This window comes from Pseudomonas sp. MYb185, from assembly GCF_002979975.1.
In the GTDB taxonomy this organism is placed as follows: Bacteria; Pseudomonadota; Gammaproteobacteria; order Pseudomonadales; family Pseudomonadaceae; genus Halopseudomonas.
In genome coordinates this window covers 92,065-114,762 of record NZ_PCQD01000008.1, presented here as the reverse complement: position 1 = coordinate 114,762, position 22,698 = coordinate 92,065, and the positions used below count along the sequence as shown (strand labels likewise).

Here is a 22,698-nt window from a genome sequence, read left to right as displayed (position 1 = left end):
GTAGCATGGGATCAGCTAAAGGCGAATGACCATGATCTATTCCGACCGAATCGAGGCTGGCCAGGCGCTGGCCGCGGAACTGGGCGACTATGCCGGCCGCCGGGATATGCGGCTGCTGGCGCTGCCGCGTGGTGGCGTGCCGGTGGCGGCGGAGATCGCCAGTGCTCTGCAATTGCCGCTGGATATCCTGCTGGTGCGCAAGCTGGGCATACCCGGGCATGAGGAATTCGCCATGGGCGCGATTGCCAGTGGCGGCAGCTGCTATCTGGATCGTGATGTGATTGGTGAGCTGAACATCAGCGCCGGGCAGGTCGAGGCGACCTTGCAGCGCGAGCAGGCCGAGCTGCAGCGCCGCAGCCAGGTCTACCGCGGTAGTCGCGCCGAGCCGGATCTGCAGGGTTGCGACGTAATCCTGGTGGACGATGGCCTGGCTACCGGAGCGACCATGCGTGCCGCCATCGACGCGGTGCGGGCTGGCGGTGCGCAGACCGTGGTGGTGGCGGTACCGGTGGTTGCCGCCGAGACCTGCCGCCAGCTCGAAGTGCTGGTGGATCGGTTGGTCTGCCCCCACCGGCTCGAGTTCTTTCGTGGCGTGGGCCTGTGGTACGCGGATTTCCAGCAGGTCAGCGATGAGGAGGTCATTGAGCTGCTGCAGCGGCATCGTCCGGAGGCCACTGATGAACAGCACTGACAGCGCGCTGAGCCGCGCCATTGCCCGCCAGGCGCAGCCATTGACCGGCGCGGCGGAGGACTTCGACAGCCTCATCGAGGCGGCGCGCGGCAAACCGTTGGTGATGATCGGTGAAGCCTCCCATGGCACCAGTGAGTTCTACCGGGCGCGGGCACGGCTGACACGGCGCCTGATCAGCGAACTGGGATTTGCCGGGGTGGCGGTCGAGGCGGACTGGCCCGACGCCTATGCAATCAACCGCCATGTCTGGAACCTGGACCCGGATCAGCGGGCCGAGCAGGCATTCCAGGCGTTCGAGCGTTTCCCGGTATGGATGTGGGCCAACACCGAGGTGCTGGACTTCGTCCGCTGGCTGGCCGAGTTCAATGCCATGCCGACCCGGGCCGCTGCCGGGCTGCGTCCGGTCGGCTTCTATGGGCTGGACCTGTACAGCCTGCAGAGTTCCACCCGGGCGGTGATCGACTACCTGGAAAAGCAGGACCCGCCGGCTGCGGCTCGGGCGCGGGAGCGCTATGCCTGCCTGGATCAGTTTCTCCATGAGCCGCATCTGTACGGCCAGTCGGTGGAATTCGGTCTCAGCACCTCCTGTGAACAGGCGATCACCGAGCAACTGCGGGAAATGCAGACCCGCGCCTTCCAGCGCCTGGAAGGCCTGGGCCTGGTGGCCGATGAACAGCGTTTCTGCGCCGAGCAGAATGCCCGGCTGGTGCGCAATGCCGAGGAATACTATCGGGCGATGTTCCGCGGCCGGCCCAGCTCCTGGAACCTGCGTGACGGCCACATGTTCGAAACCCTGGAGGCGCTGCGCAGCCATCTGACGTACCAGCTTGGCGAGCCGGCGGGAATGGTGGTATGGGCGCACAACTCGCATGTGGGCAATGCCGCCGCCACCGAGATGGGTGCCCGGGGCGAGTTCAATATCGGCCAGTTGGCTCGACAGCAGTACGGCGAGCAGGCCTTGCTGGTCGGCTTTTCCACCGCCACTGGCGAGGTGACCGCGGCGTCGGACTGGGACGGCCCGGCGGAAACCAGGACGATCCGGCCGCCGCTGCCGGGTAGTTACGAGGCGTTGTTCCAGGCGGTACCCGAGGATGACTTTCTACTCGACCTGCGCGGCAATGACGCCTTGTCCGCCGCGTTGGCCGAGGCGCGTCTGCAGCGTGCCATCGGGGTGATCTATCGACCGCAGACCGAACGCCACAGTCACTATTACTACAGCCGCCTGCCGGAGCAGTTCGACTTCATGCTGCACTATCAGCATACCCATGCGCTGCAGCCATTGACGCGGCACTCGACGGCCAGTGGCGAGCTGGGCGAGACCTGGCCCAGCGGCTTGTAAAGGCGGGATGGGCTATTCCACCGGCCGGTAGGAATGCCGCTCGGGGCTGCCACCATGGTGCACCTGTTCGCAAGCCTGTATCAGGTAGGCGGTCTTGACCAGCGCCAGGTGCGACAGCGCCTGGGGGAAATTGCCCAGCAGGCCATGCGCGGGATGGTACTCCTCGGCCAGCAGGCCAACATCGTTACGCAGGGCCAGCAGGCGGGCGAACATGGTTTCGGCCTCACCCTCGCGCTGATCCATGATCAGGTTGTCCACCATCCAGAACGAACAGGCGATAAAGGTACCCTCCCAGCCGGCCTCGCTGTCATTCGGGCGGAAGCGATGCACCAGCCCGTCGCGCAGCAGGTCCTGCTCGATCCAGGCGATGGTGGCCCGTACCCGCGGATCCTCCACCGGCAGAAAACCCAGCAGCGGGATCATCAGCAGGCTGGCATCCGGCTCGGCGTCTTCGTAGCTCTGCTTGAAGGCCCCGCGCTGCGGGTCGACGCCTTGTTCGCAGACCTGCGCGTGGATTTCATCCCGCACCGCACGCCACTGCTCCAGTGGCGCATGCAAGCCGAACTCCTCGGCGTCGCGGATGGAGCGGTCGACGGCGACCCAGGCATAGACCTTGGAATGGATATAGTTGCGCCGCCGTCCGCGCAGCTCCCAGATACCTTCGTCCGGCTCGTGCCAGCAGGCGATTATCCTGTCCATCAGCAGACGCTGGCGGTGCCAGCTATGCGGACTCAGCTGCATGCCGCTGCGCCGCCCTATATGCAGCAGGTCGATCAACTGACCATACACATCCAGTTGGTGCTGATCGCGCGCGGCGTTGCCGATACGCACCGGGCGGGAGTCGAGATGACCGGGCAGCCAGTCGAGCTCGCGTTCATCCGGGGTGGCCTCGCCATCGAGGTCGTAGAGTACGCGGATGTCGCCGTCATTCTTGTCCAGCAGGCGTGATAGCCAGTCGCGCCAGGCATGGGCCTCGTCCAGGTAATTGGAGTCGATGAGAATATCCAGCGCCCAGACCGCATCACGCAGCCAGCAGAACCGGTAATCCCAGTTGGCGCCGAGTCCAGGTGCCTCCGGCAGGGAGGTGGTGGGAGCCGCCACCATGCTGCCGGTCGGCTGATAGGTCAGCGCCTTGAGGGTGATCAGCGAGCGGATCACCGCATCGCGCCAGCGGCCGTGGTAGGTGGACTCACTGACCCAGCGGCGCCACCACTGGCAGCAGGCATCCAGCAACTGGCGGGGATCTTCGATGGACGCTGGCGCCTCGCCGGCCTGTAGATGCTCGAGGATGAAGTGCACGTTGTCGCCCGCCTGCAAGGTAAAGCGGGCGGTCGCCTGATCGGACTCGAGTTGCAGGGCAGTATCGCTGTACAGCACCAGACGCTGGCGGTCTTCATCCCACAGGCTGCAGCCGTCGGCATGCTGCTCGCAGTGCGCGGCACGGGCGCCGTAACCAAAACGCGGCGACAGCTGCATGCGCATCGCCACTGAGCCCTCCACGCCTTCGACCTGGCGAACGATCAGGGTCTTCTCATGCAACGGCATGAAGTCGGTCACGCGCACCCTGCCGCCATCGACTTCGAACTCGGTGCACAGCACCAGGGTATCTTGCTGGTAATGGCGCTCCACCTTGTGTGGCGACTGTGCGGGGGCGATCTGCCAGAAGCCATGCTGCTCGGTACCCAGCAGCTTGGTGAAACAGGCGGGGGCGTCGAAGCGTGGTGGGCAGAACCAGTCGATACTGCCGTTGCGCCCGACCAGGGCGGCGCAGCGCAGATTGCCAAGCAGAGCATAGTCCTTGATGGGCTGGGTCATGGGCGACTCCCTGCAGGGGTAGGTATTCAGCGTTTTTTCAGCAGCAACAGCGCCAGTGGCAACAGTACGGCACCAGCGATGACACCGGTAACGCTGCCCCGATGCATGGTCAGCCACAGCTGGCCGCTGTGATCCCGCGCCTCGCTGTCGAACCGGCCATGGCTGCCCATATCCCGGTCCACCGGCTCGAACAGATTGTCCGGGCGGTCCGGCGGCAGCGGTTGGTCATCCTTCTGGCCGTCATAACCCTGGGTCTGCAGAACATGATCGGCGAAGGCGGGCACGAACTTGTTGCCCCAGATGGTCTTGACGGCGGGAAAACCCACGTACACCTCGCGCCGGCGCTGGCCCGCCGCCCAGACGATACCGCGCGCTGCCACTTCCGGCTGGAAGACCGGTGGCAGCGGCTGTGGCTTGCGTTCCAGACGGGTACGCGCCCAGTCGAACTGCGGTGTATTGAAGGCCGCCAGATGTACGGTGGTGACATGGATGGCGCTATTCTCATGCTGCAGCTCCACCCGCAGCGCATCGGTGAAGCCGCGGCAGGCGAACTTCGCCGCGCAGTAGGCTGATTGCAGGGGAATGGCGCGGTAGGCCAGCGCCGAGCCGACCTGCACAATGCTGCCGCGGTTACGGGGACGCATATGGCGCAGGGCGGCGCAGGTGCCATGTACCGTGCCCAGGTAGGTCACCTCGGTCACCCGGCGGTACTCGTCGGCGCTCATCTGACTGACCGGGGACAGCACGGTGACCATGGCGTTGTTGACCCAGATATCGATCGGGCCGAGTTCGGACTCGATAGCGGCGGCGGCCGCATCCACCTGCTGCGCATCGGCCACATCCAGGGTGCGAACCCAGGCCTTGCCGCCGGCGGCCTCGACTTCCGCCCGGGCTCCTTCCAACCCCTTGGCGCCCCGGGCCAGCAGCGCCACGGTAGCACCCTGACGGGCGAACCCGACCGCAGTGGCCCGGCCGACACCGGCCGAGGCCCCACTGATCACCACGATCTTGTTGGAAAGACTGGCCATGGCAGCTCCGGGTTTGTCATTTGTCTAAAACAAGTGACTCCCCGCTGGGCTGCGTTGTTCAGGGAAAACCCCGAACGAAAAACAATCAAAATGTATCCGCGCTACTTTCTCTTGTTGCGCAGTTGCTGGATCAATCCCTTCGGCGGATGTTTGATCACCAGCGAGTCCTCGCTTTCGTCATACTCGACCCGGTCACCGAGCAGGTGCGCCTCGAAGCTGATCGACAGACCGTCAGCCTTGCCATAGAACTTCAGAAAGTTGTTCAGCGTGCGCTTGTCCGGCGGAATCTCCGGGGACAGGCCATAATCCTTGTTGCGGATGTAATCATAGAAGGCGCGCGGCTGTTCCTCGTCGATCAGCCCGGACAGCTCCTCCAGCGCCACCTGCTCACCCTGGCGCGCCTGGCTGCTGACGTAGCCGCTCATGGCCTTGGTCTTGTCCTTGAGCTCATCGACCGGCATGTCGGCTTCGCCGACGTAATCCTGGAAGGCCTGCAGCAGGGTGGTGGTTTCCTGCTCGGGGTTGGCGCCTTCGATGCAGCCGATGAAGTCACGGAAATAGTCCGACACCCGCTTGCCGCTGCGTCCGCGAATGAAGGAAATGTACTGTTTCGAGTTGGCGTTCTGCTTCCACTCGGTGAGGTTGATGCGCGCCGCCATGTTCAGGCTGGACAGATCCAGGTGCCGCGCTGCCGCCACGTTGAGGTCGTCGGTCACGGTAACGCCTTCGGTATGGTGCAACAGGGCGATGATCAGGAAGGCGGTCATGCCCTGGCGGTAGCGGATGAACAGCACATGCCCACCGAGCGCCAGGTTGGACCCTTCCATCAGCGTCTTCAGGTGCTCGGCCGAGCGCTTGGAAAACCCGACGAAGTCCTGTTCCTCATCCAGCAATTGCTGCAGCCAGCCGCTGAACGGGTAGGCACCGCTTTCCTCATGGAAATAGCCCCAGGCCTTGTTCGGCTTGCTGTTGTAGGCTTCGATCAGTCCGGCCAGCAATTGCTCCAGCGCCTCGGAGTTGGCCAGCTCGGCATCGCGCAGGCTCAGGCTGGCGGGCTGGCCGTCAGGCTTCTTGTGGATCTGATGAACAATACTGTTGTCGATGGGCATGGATTATCCGCAGCGGTAGAACAAAGGGCATGCTGTCGGCTGGGCCGAAAGTCTGCAGCACGTTACTCCAGTTCACGGCGCGTCGCAAACCGCAGATACTGGGTGATGGATGCATTGTACAAGGGGGCTTCATGAAACGGGGAATGTTGGCCGGGCTGCTGGCCGTCTGGGTGTCGATGAGCGGCGCAGAGCCTTTGCCCGCCTGGCAGAACACGGTGTCCGACCAGCGTGAGCGGCTGGGCCAGGCGCAGGATACGGCGACTGGTGAATGGCTCACGGCCGATGAACTGGTGCAGCGCCTGGCGCCGGCCAGCCAGGTGCTGGTGGGCGAGCAGCACGACAATGATGACCATCATCGTCTGCAACTATGGCTGCTGCAGCGCCTGCAGCAGCAGCGGCCGCAAGCCAGCCTGCTGCTGGAAATGCTGACGCCCTCGCAACAGCCCGCCGTGGACAGCCTGCAGAACGGCGATATCGTAGTGCAGCCCGAACAATTGGCTGAGCAGCTGAACTGGGGCCCTGGCTGGGATTGGGATGTCTACGGGCCGATTGTCACCTGGGCGCTGGAGGCCGGTATCAACCTGCACGCCGCCAACCTCGACCGGGAGGAGATCAGTACCCTGTACCGCACGCCGGTAGCGGCCTCGCCTCGCTATTCCGATCAGGCACTGGCCGAACTGCGCGAGACCATCGAAGCGTCCCATTGTGGACAGATAGCCGAGCCGCAACTCAGCGCCATGCGCGGCATCCAGCAGCAGCGCGATGTGCGTATGGGTGAGCAACTGGCCACCGCAGCGGCCCCGGCATTGCTGCTGGCCGGCAACTTCCATGTGCGCAAGGACCTGGGCGTACCACTGCACCTGGATGGGCCGGCGCCAGTGGTGGTCATGCTGCACGAGGCCGGCAAGCCGCTGCCCGGTGCTGAACAGGCTGACTACCTGTGGCTGACCCCGGCGGCACCGGAGAAGGATCATTGTGCGCAGTGGTAGCAGAATGACAGCTGAAGCCAGCGCGGTAGTACCAGCATCTACAACGGAAAAATCACTGGCACCAGCAACACGGTAATGATCAACACCAGAATGGTGAAAGGCACGCCAATCTTCAGGAAATCACTGAAACGGTAGCCGCCGGGGTCCAGCACCAGGGTGTTGACCGGTGATGACACCGGCGTCATGAACGCCGCCGACGCTGCCAGTGCCACGGTCATCACGAAGGGGTAGGGCGAGGCGCCCATTGCCTGGGCGGTGGCCACCGCCACCGGTGCCATCAACACGGCGGTGGCGGTATTGGAGATGAACAGCCCGGTCACCGCCGTGGCGATGAACAGCGTGGCGATCAACGCGCGCGGCCCGGCATCGCCGAACAGGTTCAGCAAGCCGCCCACGGCCAGGTCGATACCGCCGGTCTTCTGCAACGCCAGGGCAAAGGGCAGCATGCCGACAATCAGGATCAGGCTCGGCCAGTGGATGGACTTGTAGGCCGAGTCCATGCTGATGCACTTGAAGGCACCCATCAGCAAACAGCCGATCAGCGCCGCCATCAGGTTCGACACCACCCCCGAGACCATCAACACCACCATCACGCCGAGACTGAACAGGGCATAGGGCGCCTTGCGTGCTGCCGGTACCACCTCCTTGATCTCGCTGGGCAGGCTGAGCAGCACAAAATCGCGGGTCAGCATATGCAGGCGGTCGATGTCCTTCCAACTCCCGGCAACCAGCAGGGTATCGGCGGCTTCCAGCTTCTCATCCACCAGCAGGCCCTGCAGGGCCTTGCCCTTGCGCCGCAGGCCGACCACATTGAGCCGGTGGCGGCTGCGGAATGCCAGTTCCTGAATGGTCCTGCCCGGCAGGCGCGACTCCGGCGGCAGCGCCACCTCGGCCAATCCCAGCTGGTGGGAGTGCACGCTGTAGTAGGAATGCTCCAGTTCCAGCGGCGTCACGCCGATTTCCTGATAGGCGCCGAGCAGGGCGATGGCCGGGCTGGCCAGGTCCACCAGCAGGATGTCTCCCGGTTGCGGCACGGTATTGCCGGTAGCCACCTGCAGCAGGTTGCGGAAGCGCCGCTGGCGCTCGATGGCGATCACATTGATGCCATACTCGCTGCGCAGCTCCAGTTCGTTCAGCGGACGACCGATCAAGGGTGAGTCCTCATTCAGTCGCAGCCGGCGTTCGCGCTCCGGCAGCCGGTAGAGTGTCGCCAGGTCCTGCATGGTCTGGCGCTCGGGCTCATCCTTGCCGGCCCCGGAGCCACCCAGCCAGCGGCGCACCAGCAGCATGTAGCCGATGCCGCAGACGAGAACCACCAGACCGATGGGCGTGAAACTGAAGAACGAGAAACTGTCCAGACCGTGGCGCATCAATTCGCTGCTGACCACCAGGTTGGGCGGGGTGGCGACCAGCGTCAGCATACCGCTGATCAGCCCGGCAAAGCTCAGCGGCATCATCAGCCGGGACGCCGGAATGCCCATGCGCACACTCACGCTCATCACCACCGGAATGAAGATCGCCACCACCCCGGTGGAACTCATCACCGAACCCAGCGCTGCCACGGTCAGCATCAGTAGTATCAGCAATCGCGTCTCACTGCTGCCCGCCTGCCGGGCCATCCAGTCGCCCAGCTTGTAGGCGATACCGGTACGTACCAGGCCATCCCCAATCACGAACAGCGCCGCGATCAGCAGCACGCTGGGATCGGCGAAGCCGGCAATGGCTTCCTCCACACTGAGCACGCCGGTCAACGGCAGGGCGACGATCACCAGTACGGCGACCACATCCATGCGCGGCTTGTTGCGGATGAACAACAGCATGCTGCCCAGCAGCAGTGCCAGCACAATAGTCAACTCGGTACTCATGAATCCCTGTCCGCAAGGCTGAGGTGAAATGCTGTCGAGAATACACGATCGGAGCGGGCGGCAGCCCTGGCAATTACCGATCCGGCGCACACATGGTTGGAGCTACACGCCGGAAAGATCTGCTGCTCAGATTCCAGTAATCAGTAGGTCGAGAGCGGCGATTATATCCTCACGATGCGCAGACAGGTCGGCGACGGCTGGACCGAGCAGTTTCTTCTGAATACCTGCCAATTGCGGCGTCATCATCACGTATCGCTCGGCATCGATATCGAAGATGGGCGTCAGAATGCGCATCGTCTTTCCTGGTATATCGCCGACGGGGTAGAGCGGCACCACCACCCGTGTGCCCAGTTCTTCAATCAGATCGCTCTGGACGTTCAGCAGCAGAGGAACGGCAGCTCTGGTGGCAGGATTGGTATTTTCATGCACTGTGAACGGGGACATCAGAAGCTCCGGAGTCCATCGCTGAACACGCCGTGCCCCTCCACATGGTCGTTGTAGGCTTGCATGGCGGCCTTGTTTTCCGCCAGCCAGGCTGCACGTTGCTTCTCCTTCAGAGCTGAGGCCAACGCCTGCTCCAGAGTGGCGGAAAGGTTGATGTTCTGCTCCCTGGCCTTGTTGAGCAGATCCTCATTGACACTAAGATTGGCTGACCGCTTGGGCGCGCGAATATCGTAGGTAGCTTGCATATGCATACTCCTTGAGCATGATGCGCATATCTTATGCGCATAACGGTGTTCACGCCAGCGCGAGCCGTATTCAGTTGCTACCCTTCTTCTATCGCCCGTTCATTTTCCTTACAGGACATTCCCATGATTACCTGCGATCAGTCGGATTACCTGGAAATCGCCTGTCTTTACCGTATCCCCATTGCCCTGAGCTGGGCGGGTGGGCTTCGGGTTGAAGGCACGCCGCTGGATACAGGCTACAACGAGCAGCGGCAGGAGTGCCTGTTGATGATGGTGGGTGACAGGGAGGAGTGGGTGGTGCTGGATGGGGTACAGAACATGACGGCGCTGGTGGAAAATCCGCATTTTGCGCAGATTCGGTTTGGCGAAGCGTTTTAATTGCGTCCTGCGGCGGGGTAGCATGTCCCTGTTGCGTCGTTCGACGCCCTGCAATGAGGACATCACCTGTGGCCGCTGTGCATGCTCCGATCTTCTGGCGTGATACGCGCATGCCCCATGTGGAGCTGCGCAAGGTCGCCGACGGGCGGGAGGTGTGTTACGCCCTGCACAGCCATACCCATTGGTCGCTGGGAGCCATTACGGCCGGGCAGAGCACCTTTGTCTATCGGGATGACCATCATCAGGTGCACCAGGGCACGCTGGTATTGATGAACCCCGAGGCGGCGCACGCCTGCAACCCCATCGACAACCAGGCCTGGGCCTATCTGATGCTGTACGTGGATCTCGATTGGCTCACCCGGCTGCGGTATGAGCTGGGGTTGCTGGACGAGCCCCGCTGGCAGGATATCGACGCCGCGGTAGTAACCGACAAGGTGTTGTATGACGGCTATTGCGCCATGGCGCACTGCCTGCTGGATGGCAGGCGCGAGCTGCTGGATAAGCAGACCAAGGTAGTCGAGTACCTATCGATCCTGATGCAGGCGTTGTCCGGGCAATCGATTCAAGCCCGGCCGCCGGCACCCGATCGGTTGCAGGAACTGGCAGCCCACATGGACCGCCATTGCACCGCGGAGCTGTCGCTGGATGAGCTGTGCGCCCACAGTGGCTACAGCCCCGGCCATCTGATCCGCGCCTTCAGGCAGCACTTCGGCATGACGCCCCACGCCTGGCTGATCAACCGGCGCATTCAATACAGCCAGCGGCAACTGAAAGCGGGCGTCGCCCTGGCCGAGGTCGCACTGAATGCCGGGTTTGCCGATCAGGCGCATTTCCAGCGTACTTTCAAACGGCTGGTGGCCGCGACACCGAAACAGTACCTGCAGGTATCAGTCGAGCAGAAATAAGCTGCAGCTCGCCGCGAGCAGGGCCGCCAGGGTGCGATTGATACCACGCAATATTGCCGGGCGTCGCACCAGATGCCGCAGAAACGCGCCGGCGTACACCCAGCAGCTCAGTGATAGCCAGCAGATGGGCAGGTACAGCGCAGCGAACAGCCAGACCAGCGAGGCGTCGCCGCCATTGGTATAGGCGCCGATGCCGGCAATGGAGGCCAGCCAGGCCTTGGGATTGAGCCATTGCATCAATGCGCCGGTGACAAAGCCGGAGCTCTCATGCCGCGCATCGTCGGGAATCCCGCCGTCATCACGGGCAAGCCGGTAGCTGAGAAACAGCAGGAAGCCGATCGCCGCCCAGTTCAGCCAGCGTTCGAAGCCCGGCAGGCTGGTCAGGAGTGAATTCAGGCCGAATCCGATACCCAGGAACAGGACCACAAAGCCCAGCGTGGCACCGGTAACGAACACCAGTCCCTGTGGAATGGAACGGCGAATGCCCGTGCTCAGACACACCAGGTTCACCGGTCCCGGAGTAATGGATGCGGCCAGTGCGAAGATGGACATGGGTAGGACTATCGACAGCATGGGCAGATTCCTTGGGGTAAAGGCAGGGAGTCTGCGGGAAGGTTTCGGTCCGGGTATTGAAGGAAATTGTGGTGTGCTTGTTAGCCTGCGGTAGTCTGGCAAGCTCAGTATCGACCGGTAGTGAGGATGAGAGGTATGGCTTGCCATGGAAGGCGTAGCGCAGGTGCGCTACACCCCGAACGAACCCCTATCCCGGGTTGTCGAGCACCTGTTCGACGGCTGATTTCTGTACCGCTGGAGCAGGCATAGCGCGGGCGCACTACACCTGTAGGCCGTGATTCAGCTCAACAGCAGCACATCATCCGCCAGCTTTTCCCCGCGCACCTTCTCGAACATCTGCAGCAGGTCGGGCACATCCAGCCCCTTGCGCTCATCCCCGGCCACATCCAGCACCACCTGGCCCTGGTGCAGCATCACCGTGCGGTCACCGACATCCAGTGCCTGGCGCATGCTGTGGGTAACCATCATGGTGGTGAGTTTCTTGTCGGCGACGATGCGCGCAGTCAGTTGCAGGACAAAATCCGCGGTGCGCGGGTCGAGTGCGGCGGTGTGCTCGTCCAGCAGCAGGATACGTGAGGGCTGAAGCGCTGCCATCAGCAGGCTGACGGCCTGGCGCTGGCCACCGGAGAGCAGGCCGATGCGGTCGGTGAGGCGGTTTTCCAGTCCCAGGCCGAGGGTCGCCAGATGGCTGCGGAATTCATCGCGCATGGAGGTCTGCACCGCCTTGCCCAGGCCACGGCGCTGGCCGCGTTGATGGGCCAGCGCCATGTTTTCCTCGATGGTCAGGTCTTCGCAGGTGCCCGCCATGGGGTCCTGGAATACCCGCGCCACGCGGGTGGCGCGGCTCCATACCGGCAGGCGGGTGACGTCATCGCCATCAATCAGGATCTTGCCACTGTCCACCGACAGGTCACCGGACACGGCATTGAGGAAGGTGGACTTGCCCGCGCCGTTGGTACCGATCACGGTAACGAACTGGCCAGTGGGGATCTCCAGCGACAGCCCCTGCAGCGCCTTGGTCTCGATCGGCGTGCCGGGGTTGAAGGTGATTTTCAGATTCTGGGCGCTGAGCATCAGGTGTGCCTCCTGCGGGTCAGACGTTGCTTGATCAACGGAATGACCAGGGCGATAACCACCAGTACCGCGGTGATCAGGTTCAGGTCCTGGGCCTGCAGACCGATGAAGTCACTGTTCAGGGCCAGCGCGATAAAGAAGCGGTAGATCACCGCGCCGATGACCACGGCCAGGGTCAGGAAGATGATCCGCCGTGCCGGCAGGATGCTTTCGCCGATGATGACCGCCGCCAGACCGATCACGATGGTGCCGATGCCCATGGAGATATCCGCGCCACCCTGGGTCTGCACGAACATGGCGCCCGCCAGGCCGACCAGTGCGTTGGAAATGGCCATGCCGAGAATCACCATGGCCCCGGTATTCACACCCTGGGCGCGGCTCATGCGCGGGTTGGAGCCGGTGGCGCGGATCGCCAGACCCTGGCGGGTGGAGAAGTAGGCATCCAGCAGCACCTTGGCCACCAGCACCACCATCAGCAAAATCAGCGGGCGAGCGATGTAATCGGCCAGCCACTGCGGCTGCAGGATACTGAACATGGTCGGTTCCATGATCAGCGGAATATTCGGCCGGCCCATGATGCGCAGGTTGATCGAGTACAGCGCGATCATCATCAGGATACTGGCCAGCAGATCCATGATCTTCAGATGCACATTGAGCACGGCGGTGACCATGCCGGCCAGCGCACCGGCGAGGGTGGCGATCAGCGTGGCGAGAAAAGGATCCATGCCATTGGCAATCAGAACGGCGCAAACGGCGCCGCCCAGCGGAAAGCTGCCGTCTACCGTGAGGTCAGGAAAGCGCAGCAAACGGAAGGAAATGAATACACCAAGCGCCACCAGGCTGAAGATCAGGCCGACTTCGAGGGCGCCAAACAGGGAGAACAATGACATGGGATGTTAAGCCTATGGTGAGCGGCTGCGCCGATGCGGGTGCATCGGCGCAGGTCAGATCAGTCGATGATCTCGGCGGCCGAGTCGAGCAGTTCCTGGGACAGGGTAACACCCTGGGCGGCAGCGGCGGAGCGGTTGACGTACAGGCTCAGCTCGCCGGTCTTCTGCGGCGCAATGCTGCCGGGTGCTTCGCCCTGGAGCACACGCACAGCGACCTTGCCAGCCTGGACACCGTGCTGGTAGTAGTCGATGCCCAGGGCGGCAATGGCGCCACGTGCGACGCTGTCGGTATCGGAGGCGATAAGCGGAGTCTTGGTATCGGTACCGACCTTGACCAGCGACTCATAGGCCGACACCACGTTGTTGTCGGTGTTGGTGTAGATCACATCCACCTTGCCGACCAGGCTGCGGGCGGCAGAGCCTACGTCCACGGTACGCGGGGCAGCAGCTTCAACCAGGGTCATGCCCATGGTCGGCAGCAGCTCGCGCAGGCGTTCGACCACTACCACGGAGTTGGCTTCACCGGGGTTATAGACCATGCCCACACGGGTGGCATTGGGCAGCACACGCTTGACCAGCTCCATCTGGCGATCCAGCTCCAGCTCGTCGGAGACACCGGTGACGTTGGTGCCGGAGGCGTCCCAGCTGCGCACCAGTTGGGCGGCCAGCGGATCGGTGACCGCGGCGAACACCACGGGTACCGACTTGGTGCTGGCTACCACGGCCTGGGCCGAGGGGGTGGCGATGGCGACGATCACGTCCGGGCGGTCACCGACGAACTTGCGAGCGATCTGCGCGGCGGTGGCGGTGTTGCCCTGGGCGGTCTGGTACTGCCATTTCAGCTTGTCGCCGCTGTAGCCGGCTTCTTCCAGCGCGGCACGTACGCCGTCACGCACCGAATCCAGTGCCGGGTGCTCGACGATGGCGGTCGCCGCCACCGACTTGGTCTCGGCGACAACGTTGGAGAACGGGGTAGCCAGCGCCAGTGCCAGCGCGCCCAGGGACAGCCATTTACCGATGGGTGACTTCATTTGCATATCCTATCGGGCCGTCATCGGCCCTGTTTGCTTGTTGTTGTGTCCGTGTTCGCTGAGAGTCACGGGATCCAGATTACAGGTTGGCGATATGCGCCCGTTGTTCGCTGAGCTGGGCCAGGGCCTTTTCGGCATCGGCCAGCTTGGCGCGTTCCTTGTCGATCACCGCCGGTGGCGCCTTGGCAACAAAGCTTTCGTTGCCGAGCTTGCCACCGATACGCTTGACCTCACCTTCGAGGCGACCGATCTCCTTGTCCAGACGGGCCAGCTCGGCGGTCTTGTCGATCAGACCGGCCATCGGCACCAGCACTTCCATCTCGCCGACCAGCGCGGTGGCGGACAGCGGTGCTTCGTCGCCCTCGGCCAGTACCTGGATGGATGACAGCTTGGCCAGCTTGCGCAGGAAGGCATCGTTCTCGTTCAGGCGGCGCTGATCTTCACTGCCGGCCTTGCGCAGCAGCAGTTCCAGCTCCTTGCCCGGGGCGACATTCATTTCACCACGGATATTACGCACACCGAGGATCAGGTTCTTCAGCCAATCGATATCACCTTCAGCGGCGGTATCGATGCGGTCATCCGCGGCAACCGGCCAGGGCTGCAGCATGATGGTCTCACCAGCTTTGCCAGCCATCGGCGCGATGCGCTGCCAGATTTCCTCGGTAATGAAGGGCATGAACGGATGCGCCAGGCGCAGGGCGGTTTCCAGCACGCGCACCAGGGTACGGCGGGTGCCGCGCTGGCGCTCGGCCGGGGCGTTCTCGTCCCACAGTACCGGCTTGGACAGCTCCAGATACCAGTCGCAGTACTGGTTCCAGATGAACTCATACAGCGCGGTAGCGGCCAGGTCGAAGCGGAACTGGTCGAGCTGACGGGTCACTTCCGCCTCGGTGCGCTGCAACTGGGAAATGATCCAGCGATCGGCCAGGGTCAATTCCACGGGCTCGCCATTGACGCCGGTATCCTTGTCCTCGCACTGCATCATCACATAGCGCGTAGCGTTCCAGATCTTGTTGCAGAAGTTGCGGTAACCTTCGACCCGGCCCATGTCGAACTTGATATCGCGGCCGGTGGATGCCAGCGACAGGTTGGTAAAGCGCAGTGCGTCGGTACCGTAGGCGGCGATGCCGTCGGGGAACTCATCCCGGGTCTGCTTCTCGATCTTTTCCGCCAGCTTGGGCTGCATCATGCCGCTGGTGCGCTTCTGCACCAGCGATTCCAGGTCGATGCCGTCGATGATATCCAGCGGGTCGAGCACGTTGCCCTTGGACTTGGACATCTTCTGGCCCTGACCATCGCGCACCAGACCATGCACATACACCGTCTTGAACGGAATCTGCGCGCTGCCATCGCCATGCTTCATCAGGTGCATGGTCAGCATGATCATGCGTGCCACCCAGAAGAAGATGATGTCGAAACCGGTGACCAGCACATCGGTGGGGTGGAAGGTCTTCAGCGCCTCGGTCTGTTCCGGCCAGCCGAGGGTGGAGAAGGTCCACAGCCCGGAGCTGAACCAGGTGTCCAGCACATCCTCATCCTGACGCAGCGGTGCATCGCCCAGGTTGTGCTTGGCCCGCACTTCAGCTTCATCACGGCCGACATAGACATTACCAGCGTCGTCATACCAGGCCGGGATACGATGGCCCCACCACAGCTGGCGGGAAATACACCAGTCCTGGATATCGCGCATCCAGGAGAAATACATATTCTCGTACTGCTTGGGCACGAACTGGATACGGCCATCTCCCACCGCGGCAATCGCCGGTTCGGCCAGCGGCTTGGTCGACACATACCACTGATCGGTCAGCCAGGGCTCGATAGCCACGCCGGAGCGGTCGCCCTTGGGCGTCTTCAGGCTATGGGGCTCGATCTTCTCCAGCAGGCCGGCAGCGTCGAAGTCCTCAACGATCTGCTTGCGTGCATCGAAACGATCCAGACCGGCATAGGCGGCGGGCAGGCTGGCATCGACTTCGCCATTGACGCTGCCATCGACGTTGAATACCTGAGCCCGCGGCAGAATGGCGGCCTCTTTATCCAACACGTTGATCAGCGGCAGGTTGTGGCGCTTGCCCACCTCATAGTCATTGAAGTCATGCGCCGGGGTGATCTTCACGCAGCCGGTGCCGAACTCGGGATCGCAGTAGTCGTCGCCGACAATCGGAATACGCCGACCCACTAAAGGCAGCTCGACGAACTTGCCGATCAGTGCCTGGTAGCGCTCATCTTCCGGGTTCACCGCCACGGCGGTATCACCGAGCATGGTTTCCGGGCGGGTAGTGGCAACGACCAGGTAATTCTTGCCTTCAGCGGTGGTTGCGCCATCGGCCAGCGGATAACGCAGGTGCCACAGCGAACCGGTCTCGTCGTGGTTCTCCACCTCCAGATCGGAAATCGCCGTATGCAGCTTCGGGTCCCAGTTGACCAGACGCTTGCCACGGTAGATCAGCCCATCCTCATGCAGACGCACAAAGGCTTCCTGCACCGCCGCCGACATACCCTCATCCATGGTGAAGCGCTCACGGCTCCAATCCACCGAACTACCCAGCCGGCGAATCTGCCGGGTAATGTTGCCGCCGGACTCCTCCTTCCACTCCCAGACCTTCTCCAGAAACTTGTCCCGGCCCAGGTCATGCCGCGACTGACCCTGCGCTGCCAGCTGACGCTCCACCACCATCTGCGTAGCGATGCCCGCATGATCAGTACCCGGCTGCCACAGGGTGTTGCGCCCCTGCATACGGCGGAAGCGGATCAGTGCATCCATGATCGAGTTATTGAAGCCATGGCCCATGTGCAGGCTGCCGGTCACGTTCGGCGGCGGTAGGGCAATGGTGTACGACTCGCCAGAACCCTGCGGAGCAAAGTAATTGTTCTGCTCCCAGGTCTGGTACCAGGAGGATTCAATAGCGTGGGGCTGGTAGGTTTTATCCATGGGTGTTTTGGCTGTCCGGTATATGGCTGGCGACGGTAAAGGGTGCCACGGCAGCTTACAGGAGTCCCGCATGACCCGCCGATCGGTGGGGCTATATAAAGCAGGAACTCCGCGCGCCATGAGACAGAGTCGCAAAAACGGCCATTATAGCGAGGAGGGAGGGTGGTCGCATCCTTGTTTGCATGGCGTGTAGGGTGCATTGAACGCCGGTCATGCGCCGACTGGCACCTGCCTTCACCTCCTATGACTTTCCGACTATGGCCAAGCGCCATTCTCTGGGCTATGTTGACCCCAAAGCATGGATCGCAGCCGTTCCCGCCCAAGGGGCAAGGACAGCCTACCTTCCATACCCGAATTGAGAGCGTACCGGCTTGCCTGCCTGTTGAGGGTCGGGCGGTAGCGTCCCTGGCGGGGTGGGTTTGTATCCAGTAGTAATGGATTCATGAAAAGACGCAGTCAAGCGAATACGGGGTGGGCTGTGGTGTGAGCTGTAAGTTATTGATTTTTAAATATTTCTGGCGTCGTCACTTCGGTGAAGCGGAGTTATACCGCAGTCACTGTTTATGTATTAGTGCCGCGTGAGGTCTAATCACTGTTAACCATCACAGGAGGAAATGACCATGCCAACAACAAGAACAGGCTCCGACGGCCGTAAGATAAAAATCCCGGATGGCTGGACATCTAGGCAAGGTTCCGATGGTCGAGTAGTCCCACTGCGCGCCGGTTCCACTTCTCGGCAAGGCTCAGATGGCAGAGTTGTGGAAATACGCAAAGGTTTTACTTCACGACAAGGCTCTGATGGACGTGTGGTGGCAATTCCTCCCGGAGGTACAAGTCGCCAAGGCTCTGATGGTAGGGTTGTCGCCATACCGAAAGGTTATTCATCCCGTCAAGGGGCTGATGGTCGCGTTCTTGCTATACCACCAGGGCGTACAGCTACACAGCAACCTAATGGTCGCTTAAAGTTGGTTCCAAAGTGATGATGGTTAACAATCGCAGGCACGGCGACGGCTTTTTCATTGCGGCTGCGCCTACATTACAAAGCCGCGCGTGCTGCGGGCGTTATAACCAGCCAGGCAACAGCAACTATGGGACTCATAACGAAATTCGATGCAGCAGAGCGCCAACTAATTCAAGCTATTCGGTTGTTCTTCAGAGAAGAAGATTCAGTATCTATCCATACGCTTTCGGAAGCTGCATCTCAAATACTTTATGACATTGGAAAAGATATTGGCGCACACAGCATGTTCCGAGATAGCGATAGAATTCGCGAAGACAAAAGGAAGGAGTTTTTAGCGATCCTATTTAAATCAAGAAATTTCTTTAAGCATGCGGACAGAGACAAGAATGAAAAGCATGAATTCAAAGACGAATTCAATGATTTCTCATTAATAGAAGCCATAAATTTACACTCCACCATTAAGAAAATGTGGATTCCTGAAACAATTGCATTTCATCTTTGGTTTGGGCTGAATTGGTCACACCTGCTAGTTGCCAACACTGAATATTCAGCTTTTATTGAAAATTTAAAAGCAGGCAGGCCCAAGCCTTTCAAAAATGAAAAATCACTGTTCAACGAAGTAATCGATAATTTCAGAAGCGGTCGCACAGTGGCTCAGAACGTAACTCTTGCTGCAGGGTTATAACAACTGGTTCAAACCGCTCGCTTCGCTCACTGGGACGGGCTAAAGCCCGCCCCTTAACCAAACGTTATATTTTAAGGAGTTGTTTTGAGCGGTAGCAATAATCAGCCTATTTGGGCACAAGTTTTAGTGGCATTTCTTCCTGTCTTTTTCGGCTCATTTTTATTTGCGGGCGTGTTAGAAAACTATAGGAACGATTCGCGATTGGAAGGCACGATAATAGAAAAAAACTTCACGCCAATGCGTGAATTACAGGGGTCGTGCCACACATCTCATAATGATCTGTATCTTCAATACGGAAACTTGAGCGGTTCTTACCAGCTCATGTTTGACGAGCTGGAGCACATTTTTTCGACACCTGAATCGGAGCTCGGCAGGGACTATGAAGTTCTCCTAAAATCTATTTTTCAAACGCATTCCGAAACCAATGTAAAAGCTAGTGAATTAAAAGAGACTGTAGCCAACTGCAGGCTTGAATTATTTAGAAAGTACGAAAGCTTGGCTTTAATGACCGGTACTTATGATAAGTTTTCAAACATGGTCGACGAAAAGGTAACGTCAATCAATGAGGTTCACGACGCTAGGTCTGAACTATCTAAAGCTGCAACCAAAGACGTCGAAGTGAACGACATGATGCCAATGATGCGAACCCTTCTCGCAACGCAGCTCGAGTCTGAGGCCGAGAGAGAAAAGTTTATGACAAAGTTCAGAAAAATTGCATCTTCCGTAATCGAACATAACCAGATTATGATGAAAACTGAACAACAAATATTCCAGATTCAAAAGAAATTCGACAGTGAGCTACGTTCGCTGTTTGCCGGGAAAATCAGTGATATGTACGACGAAGGTTTCTTGGGATGGGTGTTCTAAATATAACAAGGCCAGGCACGGCGACACCTACTACATTGCGGCTTCGCCTCCATTCCGTAGGCGCGCATGCTGGCTGGCGTTAGATATTAAGCCGGATAAGAGGGGAAGTTGATGGGATTGGTTTCAAATGGTGATTTATGAAGGATGTTCGTCGATTACCTTATCGATCTGCTCCTGGGTTAATTCCACAAGAACTTATTGATAGATGCTTTAAATGTCCTAAATGCAACTCGGATGTACAGGTTCCTTGGTTAGAGAAAATGGAGTTTCCCAAGCAGCCAATTCAACCAACAGGTGGAGGTGGCCATTTTGTACCAGTTAGCTTTCCATTAACGTGTGTTTTTTGTAGTGATTCTTTTGACGCTAGGGTCACCATCTTAAAAAAAGAAAGCAAATGGTTTCTTTATGGTGATGAGGCTGGTAGGTATATTGTTGATCCGCTCGATCAGTATTCACAAAGACCGCTAAATTTCTTTTGCATCACACTGGTTGGAATGCACAATAGCAAACAGAATAGGCTTAAAAAAAGAATCAATAAGATTAAACGAAAAATTGTTCCTGATTCTGACCCTGAAACATGGAGCCATCATTTTACAAAAGTTTGGTCATCAAGCCCTAATTCAGGAGAATACAACCTAAGAAACAAAGAAGAAAAAATTAAACATGCAAAGGAATTTGCCAAGATAATAAGGCAGTCACGCCCTGAGTTGGTAACTTTTAATATTTCTGGGTGCTTATATTCACCTGAAAGCGCAAAAGATAGATCGGTTCATATCAACCATCAAAAACAAGACGTATTTGCTCAATCGATCCTGACTACGTTAAAGCAAATGAGAGCACACAATAAAAGCGTAGAGTGGATATTTGATAACATCAAAGACACTACAGGTGGAAAGAGAACTGAGGGGTGGGCTGAGGAATGTTTTCTGGGATTGCAATACACACCTTTATTTACATGGCTATCGGCTGGTGCAGCTATAGTAAAGCCGTCATTTGTTGAGCCGGGAACTCACTACCTCTTGGAAGTTGCAGATTTCATAAGCTACTGTGTTGCTCGGGAGTTTGAAAGATCTATTCGAGGTAAGGAGGTGGAATTCCCAAGCAGTCTCTTGGGTAAAGGATTTTATCAGGGAACAATTGCGAATGGTAATGTTCTTTACATGTGGAATAACGGACTCCCTTTAAAGAAATTTTATGGTATCCAAAATCACATCTAACCAAGCGTTGCACCGGACAAGCCGGTGAACGCAGCGTTATACGATACAGAACACGAGCACTTGCGAAAAATAATGAACCAAGAAGATTTCAAAGAGCTTTCACCCAATCCTCAAAAAGGATTGTATAGCTCAGAGCATGTAATTTCCGGTATTCCTATCCCGAAAGCGAAGCGCGTGCAGCTATTTGGTGCGGACGAGTGGGAGGAGTTCACCGAGGAATGGGCTTCATCGCTTGAAAATCTCTATCGTTGCGTCAAGCGCTTTGCTGGTGCAGGCGACAAAGGACTAGACGTCGTAGGTTTTATCGCCTCTAGCCAGTTTAGTGATGGCTGGGACAACTACCAGTGTAAATTTTACGATAAGCCGTTAGCTCCTTCCGATGTCTGGGTTGAGTTAGGTAAGATTATTTACTTTACGCATTGCGGTGAATATACGTCACCGCGAAAGTATTTCTTTGTTGCTCCGAAGCAAATCGGGACAAAACTGGGCAAGCTACTCGCCGATGCTCAAAAATTAAAAGAAGAGCTCAAATATAACTGGGAAAAACATTGCGAAGATGGCATTACGTCTACAGCCAAAATAAAGCTCGAGAGCGATCTCCTTGCCCATTTTGAGAGCTTTGATTTTACCATATTCGACTCGGTGTCACTTGTTCGAATGATTGAACAACATGCCTCCACGCCCTTTCATTCCGTAAGATTTGGTGGAGGGCTAGCCACACGCCCCGAACCTGAAATACCGCCAGAAGATACGGTATCTATGGATCATCGCTACGTAAGACAGCTATTACGCGTATATGCACAGTCCATTGGCGATAACCTGAAATCGCCCGATCTTTCCCTGCTAGAAAAAGACGATGGCATACGGAACAACTTCCGAAGACAGCGTGAGCGCTTCTATCATGCGGAGTCCTTGCGCAACTTTTCCCGAGACACAGTTCCCCCAGGTGTCTTCGAAGCTCTTCTAGATGATATTTTTGATGGCGTTGTGGATGTGTGCGAGTCCAAGCACGACTGCGGTATTGATCGTTTAAATGCAACAATGAGCCAGGCAGCCAATGTTGCCGTTGATGCAAGCCCGCTTGCCAGCGTCACACGCACGCGGGACAAACAAGGAATGTGCCACCAACTTGTGAATGACAGTCGGTTGAACTGGGGTGAGCACGATGAGTGAAGAGCGTCAGCCAAATGTCACGGTATTTAACAGTGCACTTGAGACAGGTGTTCGCTCGTTAGTCATTCTTGCAGCTAATTTTCCCGTTGCTTTGGATTTGCAGCGTCTTGTTGATTTTGACTATCTGGTTGTTCATTCAGGCGATGTTAACGGCCCCGAAAGCCTCCATCCACCTCTTCCTATGAGAGAAGGTGAGCTTCTGGTTAGGCGTAAAATTATTGAGTCAGGACTTTCTTTAATGATGAGCCGTGGGCTTGTCACCAGGATTGCGGGGGCGAAAGGGTTCTTTTATCAAGCAAGTGACTATGCGAAGCCATTCGTCGACTCAATGGCTACCCCTTATATGCGCACATTGATGGATAGAGCTCACTGGGTTGGGGAGACTTTCGGGAATATGGACACTGCCGAGCTTCAAGATTTGATCAGCAGGTTTTTTGATAAATGGACGACCCAATTTCACCCATCACAAGGTATAGGTGATAGTTAATCA

At 58.8% G+C, this 22,698-nt stretch carries 21 protein-coding genes; 10 read left to right on the top strand and 11 right to left on the bottom strand.

What is annotated here, in order from left to right:
• The first annotated feature begins 31 nt into the window (after positions 1-31).
• Together CQ007_RS13710 and CQ007_RS13705 are read left to right on the top strand one after the other, a co-directional pair.
• A complete protein-coding gene (locus tag CQ007_RS13710) occupies positions 32-691 on the top strand; it encodes a phosphoribosyltransferase (protein ID WP_371919830.1) in 660 nt (219 codons plus the stop codon).
• Complete coding sequence (locus tag CQ007_RS13705; RefSeq protein WP_177424358.1) at positions 678-2,030, top strand: erythromycin esterase family protein; 1,353 nt, start codon at positions 678-680, stop codon at positions 2,028-2,030. The genes CQ007_RS13710 and CQ007_RS13705 overlap by 14 nt, the downstream gene beginning before the upstream one ends.
• A 12-nt stretch (positions 2,031-2,042) precedes the next feature.
• Here the strand turns inward: CQ007_RS13705 and CQ007_RS13700 are convergent, their stop codons facing one another.
• From CQ007_RS13700 to yejK, 3 genes are all read right to left on the bottom strand, one after another.
• On the bottom strand, positions 2,043-3,845 hold the full coding sequence (locus tag CQ007_RS13700) for a glycoside hydrolase family 15 protein (RefSeq protein WP_105646396.1): 1,803 nt from the start codon (positions 3,843-3,845) through the stop codon (positions 2,043-2,045).
• A gap of 26 nt (positions 3,846-3,871) precedes the next feature.
• On the bottom strand, positions 3,872-4,873 hold the full coding sequence (locus tag CQ007_RS13695; protein WP_105646395.1) for an SDR family oxidoreductase: 1,002 nt from the start codon (positions 4,871-4,873) through the stop codon (positions 3,872-3,874).
• Between the two features lie 101 nt (positions 4,874-4,974).
• Positions 4,975-5,982, bottom strand: coding sequence for a nucleoid-associated protein YejK (gene yejK, locus CQ007_RS13690; RefSeq protein ID WP_105646394.1), 1,008 nt, complete (start codon positions 5,980-5,982; stop codon positions 4,975-4,977).
• A 131-nt stretch (positions 5,983-6,113) separates the two neighbouring features.
• On the opposite strand from yejK, the gene CQ007_RS13685 reads away from it, so the two are divergent.
• Complete coding sequence (locus CQ007_RS13685) at positions 6,114-6,971, top strand: ChaN family lipoprotein (protein ID WP_105646393.1); 858 nt, start codon at positions 6,114-6,116, stop codon at positions 6,969-6,971.
• 38 nt (positions 6,972-7,009) lie between these two features.
• On the opposite strand, the gene CQ007_RS13680 is transcribed toward CQ007_RS13685, so the two are convergent.
• The 3 genes from CQ007_RS13680 to CQ007_RS13670 form a co-directional block, all read right to left on the bottom strand.
• The gene (locus CQ007_RS13680) at positions 7,010-8,836 is read right to left on the bottom strand and encodes an SLC13 family permease (protein ID WP_105646392.1); all 1,827 of its coding nucleotides are present in this window, start codon (positions 8,834-8,836) and stop codon (positions 7,010-7,012) included.
• A gap of 126 nt (positions 8,837-8,962) precedes the next feature.
• Complete coding sequence (locus CQ007_RS13675) at positions 8,963-9,280, bottom strand: CcdB family protein (RefSeq protein WP_105646391.1); 318 nt, start codon at positions 9,278-9,280, stop codon at positions 8,963-8,965.
• Positions 9,280-9,525, bottom strand: a complete 246-nt coding sequence (locus tag CQ007_RS13670) for a type II toxin-antitoxin system CcdA family antitoxin (RefSeq protein ID WP_105646390.1) — start codon at positions 9,523-9,525, stop codon at positions 9,280-9,282. Before CQ007_RS13670 ends, CQ007_RS13675 begins: the two co-directional genes overlap by 1 nt.
• A gap of 123 nt (positions 9,526-9,648) precedes the next feature.
• On the opposite strand from CQ007_RS13670, the gene CQ007_RS13665 reads away from it, so the two are divergent.
• Positions 9,649-9,903, top strand: coding sequence for a Rho-binding antiterminator (locus CQ007_RS13665; RefSeq protein WP_105646389.1), 255 nt, complete (start codon positions 9,649-9,651; stop codon positions 9,901-9,903).
• A gap of 68 nt (positions 9,904-9,971) precedes the next feature.
• Complete coding sequence (locus CQ007_RS13660; protein WP_256582291.1) at positions 9,972-10,808, top strand: AraC family transcriptional regulator; 837 nt, start codon at positions 9,972-9,974, stop codon at positions 10,806-10,808.
• Here the strand turns inward: CQ007_RS13660 and CQ007_RS13655 are convergent.
• From CQ007_RS13655 to CQ007_RS13635, 5 genes are all read right to left on the bottom strand, one after another.
• Positions 10,791-11,378, bottom strand: coding sequence for a LysE family translocator (locus tag CQ007_RS13655; protein ID WP_105646457.1), 588 nt, complete (start codon positions 11,376-11,378; stop codon positions 10,791-10,793). The two genes, CQ007_RS13660 and CQ007_RS13655, sit on opposite strands and share 18 nt — an antisense overlap.
• A gap of 282 nt (positions 11,379-11,660) precedes the next feature.
• Complete coding sequence (locus tag CQ007_RS13650) at positions 11,661-12,455, bottom strand: ABC transporter ATP-binding protein (RefSeq protein ID WP_105646388.1); 795 nt, start codon at positions 12,453-12,455, stop codon at positions 11,661-11,663.
• Positions 12,455-13,345 carry an ABC transporter permease gene (locus CQ007_RS13645; RefSeq protein WP_105646387.1) on the bottom strand — a complete coding sequence of 297 codons (891 nt, stop codon included), beginning with the start codon at positions 13,343-13,345 and terminating at the stop codon, positions 12,455-12,457. The genes CQ007_RS13650 and CQ007_RS13645 overlap by 1 nt, the downstream gene beginning before the upstream one ends.
• Positions 13,346-13,404: 59 nt before the next feature.
• Positions 13,405-14,376, bottom strand: a complete 972-nt coding sequence (locus CQ007_RS13640) for an ABC transporter substrate-binding protein (protein ID WP_105646386.1) — start codon at positions 14,374-14,376, stop codon at positions 13,405-13,407.
• Between the two features lie 79 nt (positions 14,377-14,455).
• The gene (locus tag CQ007_RS13635; RefSeq protein WP_105646385.1) at positions 14,456-17,305 is read right to left on the bottom strand and encodes a valine--tRNA ligase; all 2,850 of its coding nucleotides are present in this window, start codon (positions 17,303-17,305) and stop codon (positions 14,456-14,458) included.
• A gap of 1,019 nt (positions 17,306-18,324) precedes the next feature.
• On the opposite strand from CQ007_RS13635, the gene CQ007_RS13625 reads away from it, so the two are divergent.
• From CQ007_RS13625 to CQ007_RS13610, 5 genes are all read left to right on the top strand, one after another.
• The gene (locus CQ007_RS13625) at positions 18,325-18,951 is read left to right on the top strand and encodes a hypothetical protein (RefSeq protein ID WP_146114590.1); all 627 of its coding nucleotides are present in this window, start codon (positions 18,325-18,327) and stop codon (positions 18,949-18,951) included.
• Positions 18,952-19,035: 84 nt separating this feature from the next.
• Entirely contained in the window at positions 19,036-19,818 is a 783-nt protein-coding gene (locus CQ007_RS13620) for a hypothetical protein (RefSeq protein WP_146114589.1), read from the top strand.
• A gap of 137 nt (positions 19,819-19,955) precedes the next feature.
• Positions 19,956-21,035 carry a DUF3800 domain-containing protein gene (locus tag CQ007_RS18855; protein WP_146114588.1) on the top strand — a complete coding sequence of 360 codons (1,080 nt, stop codon included), beginning with the start codon at positions 19,956-19,958 and terminating at the stop codon, positions 21,033-21,035.
• A 72-nt stretch (positions 21,036-21,107) separates the two neighbouring features.
• The gene (locus CQ007_RS13615; protein ID WP_105646381.1) at positions 21,108-22,208 is read left to right on the top strand and encodes an ABC-three component system protein; all 1,101 of its coding nucleotides are present in this window, start codon (positions 21,108-21,110) and stop codon (positions 22,206-22,208) included.
• The gene (locus tag CQ007_RS13610) at positions 22,201-22,695 is read left to right on the top strand and encodes an ABC-three component system middle component 2 (protein ID WP_105646380.1); all 495 of its coding nucleotides are present in this window, start codon (positions 22,201-22,203) and stop codon (positions 22,693-22,695) included. The genes CQ007_RS13615 and CQ007_RS13610 overlap by 8 nt, the downstream gene beginning before the upstream one ends.
• Positions 22,696-22,698 lie beyond the last annotated feature (3 nt).

Coding starts and splice junctions, on each gene's coding strand:
- CQ007_RS13665 (WP_105646389.1), top strand. CDS start 9,649: ATGATTACCTGCGATCAGTCGGATTACCTGGAAATCGCCTGTCTTTAC.
- CQ007_RS13710 (WP_371919830.1), top strand. CDS start 32: ATGATCTATTCCGACCGAATCGAGGCTGGCCAGGCGCTGGCCGCGGAA.
- CQ007_RS13615 (WP_105646381.1), top strand. CDS start 21,108: ATGAACCAAGAAGATTTCAAAGAGCTTTCACCCAATCCTCAAAAAGGA.
- yejK (WP_105646394.1), bottom strand. CDS start 5,982: ATGCCCATCGACAACAGTATTGTTCATCAGATCCACAAGAAGCCTGAC.
- CQ007_RS13700 (WP_105646396.1), bottom strand. CDS start 3,845: ATGACCCAGCCCATCAAGGACTATGCTCTGCTTGGCAATCTGCGCTGC.
- CQ007_RS13640 (WP_105646386.1), bottom strand. CDS start 14,376: ATGAAGTCACCCATCGGTAAATGGCTGTCCCTGGGCGCGCTGGCACTG.
- CQ007_RS13705 (WP_177424358.1), top strand. CDS start 678: ATGAACAGCACTGACAGCGCGCTGAGCCGCGCCATTGCCCGCCAGGCG.
- CQ007_RS13680 (WP_105646392.1), bottom strand. CDS start 8,836: ATGAGTACCGAGTTGACTATTGTGCTGGCACTGCTGCTGGGCAGCATG.
- CQ007_RS13635 (WP_105646385.1), bottom strand. CDS start 17,305: ATGGATAAAACCTACCAGCCCCACGCTATTGAATCCTCCTGGTACCAG.
- CQ007_RS13645 (WP_105646387.1), bottom strand. CDS start 13,345: ATGTCATTGTTCTCCCTGTTTGGCGCCCTCGAAGTCGGCCTGATCTTC.
- CQ007_RS13675 (WP_105646391.1), bottom strand. CDS start 9,280: ATGTCCCCGTTCACAGTGCATGAAAATACCAATCCTGCCACCAGAGCT.
- CQ007_RS13610 (WP_105646380.1), top strand. CDS start 22,201: ATGAGTGAAGAGCGTCAGCCAAATGTCACGGTATTTAACAGTGCACTT.
- CQ007_RS18855 (WP_146114588.1), top strand. CDS start 19,956: ATGAAGGATGTTCGTCGATTACCTTATCGATCTGCTCCTGGGTTAATT.
- CQ007_RS13650 (WP_105646388.1), bottom strand. CDS start 12,455: ATGCTCAGCGCCCAGAATCTGAAAATCACCTTCAACCCCGGCACGCCG.
- CQ007_RS13695 (WP_105646395.1), bottom strand. CDS start 4,873: ATGGCCAGTCTTTCCAACAAGATCGTGGTGATCAGTGGGGCCTCGGCC.
- CQ007_RS13685 (WP_105646393.1), top strand. CDS start 6,114: ATGAAACGGGGAATGTTGGCCGGGCTGCTGGCCGTCTGGGTGTCGATG.
- CQ007_RS13670 (WP_105646390.1), bottom strand. CDS start 9,525: ATGCAAGCTACCTACGATATTCGCGCGCCCAAGCGGTCAGCCAATCTT.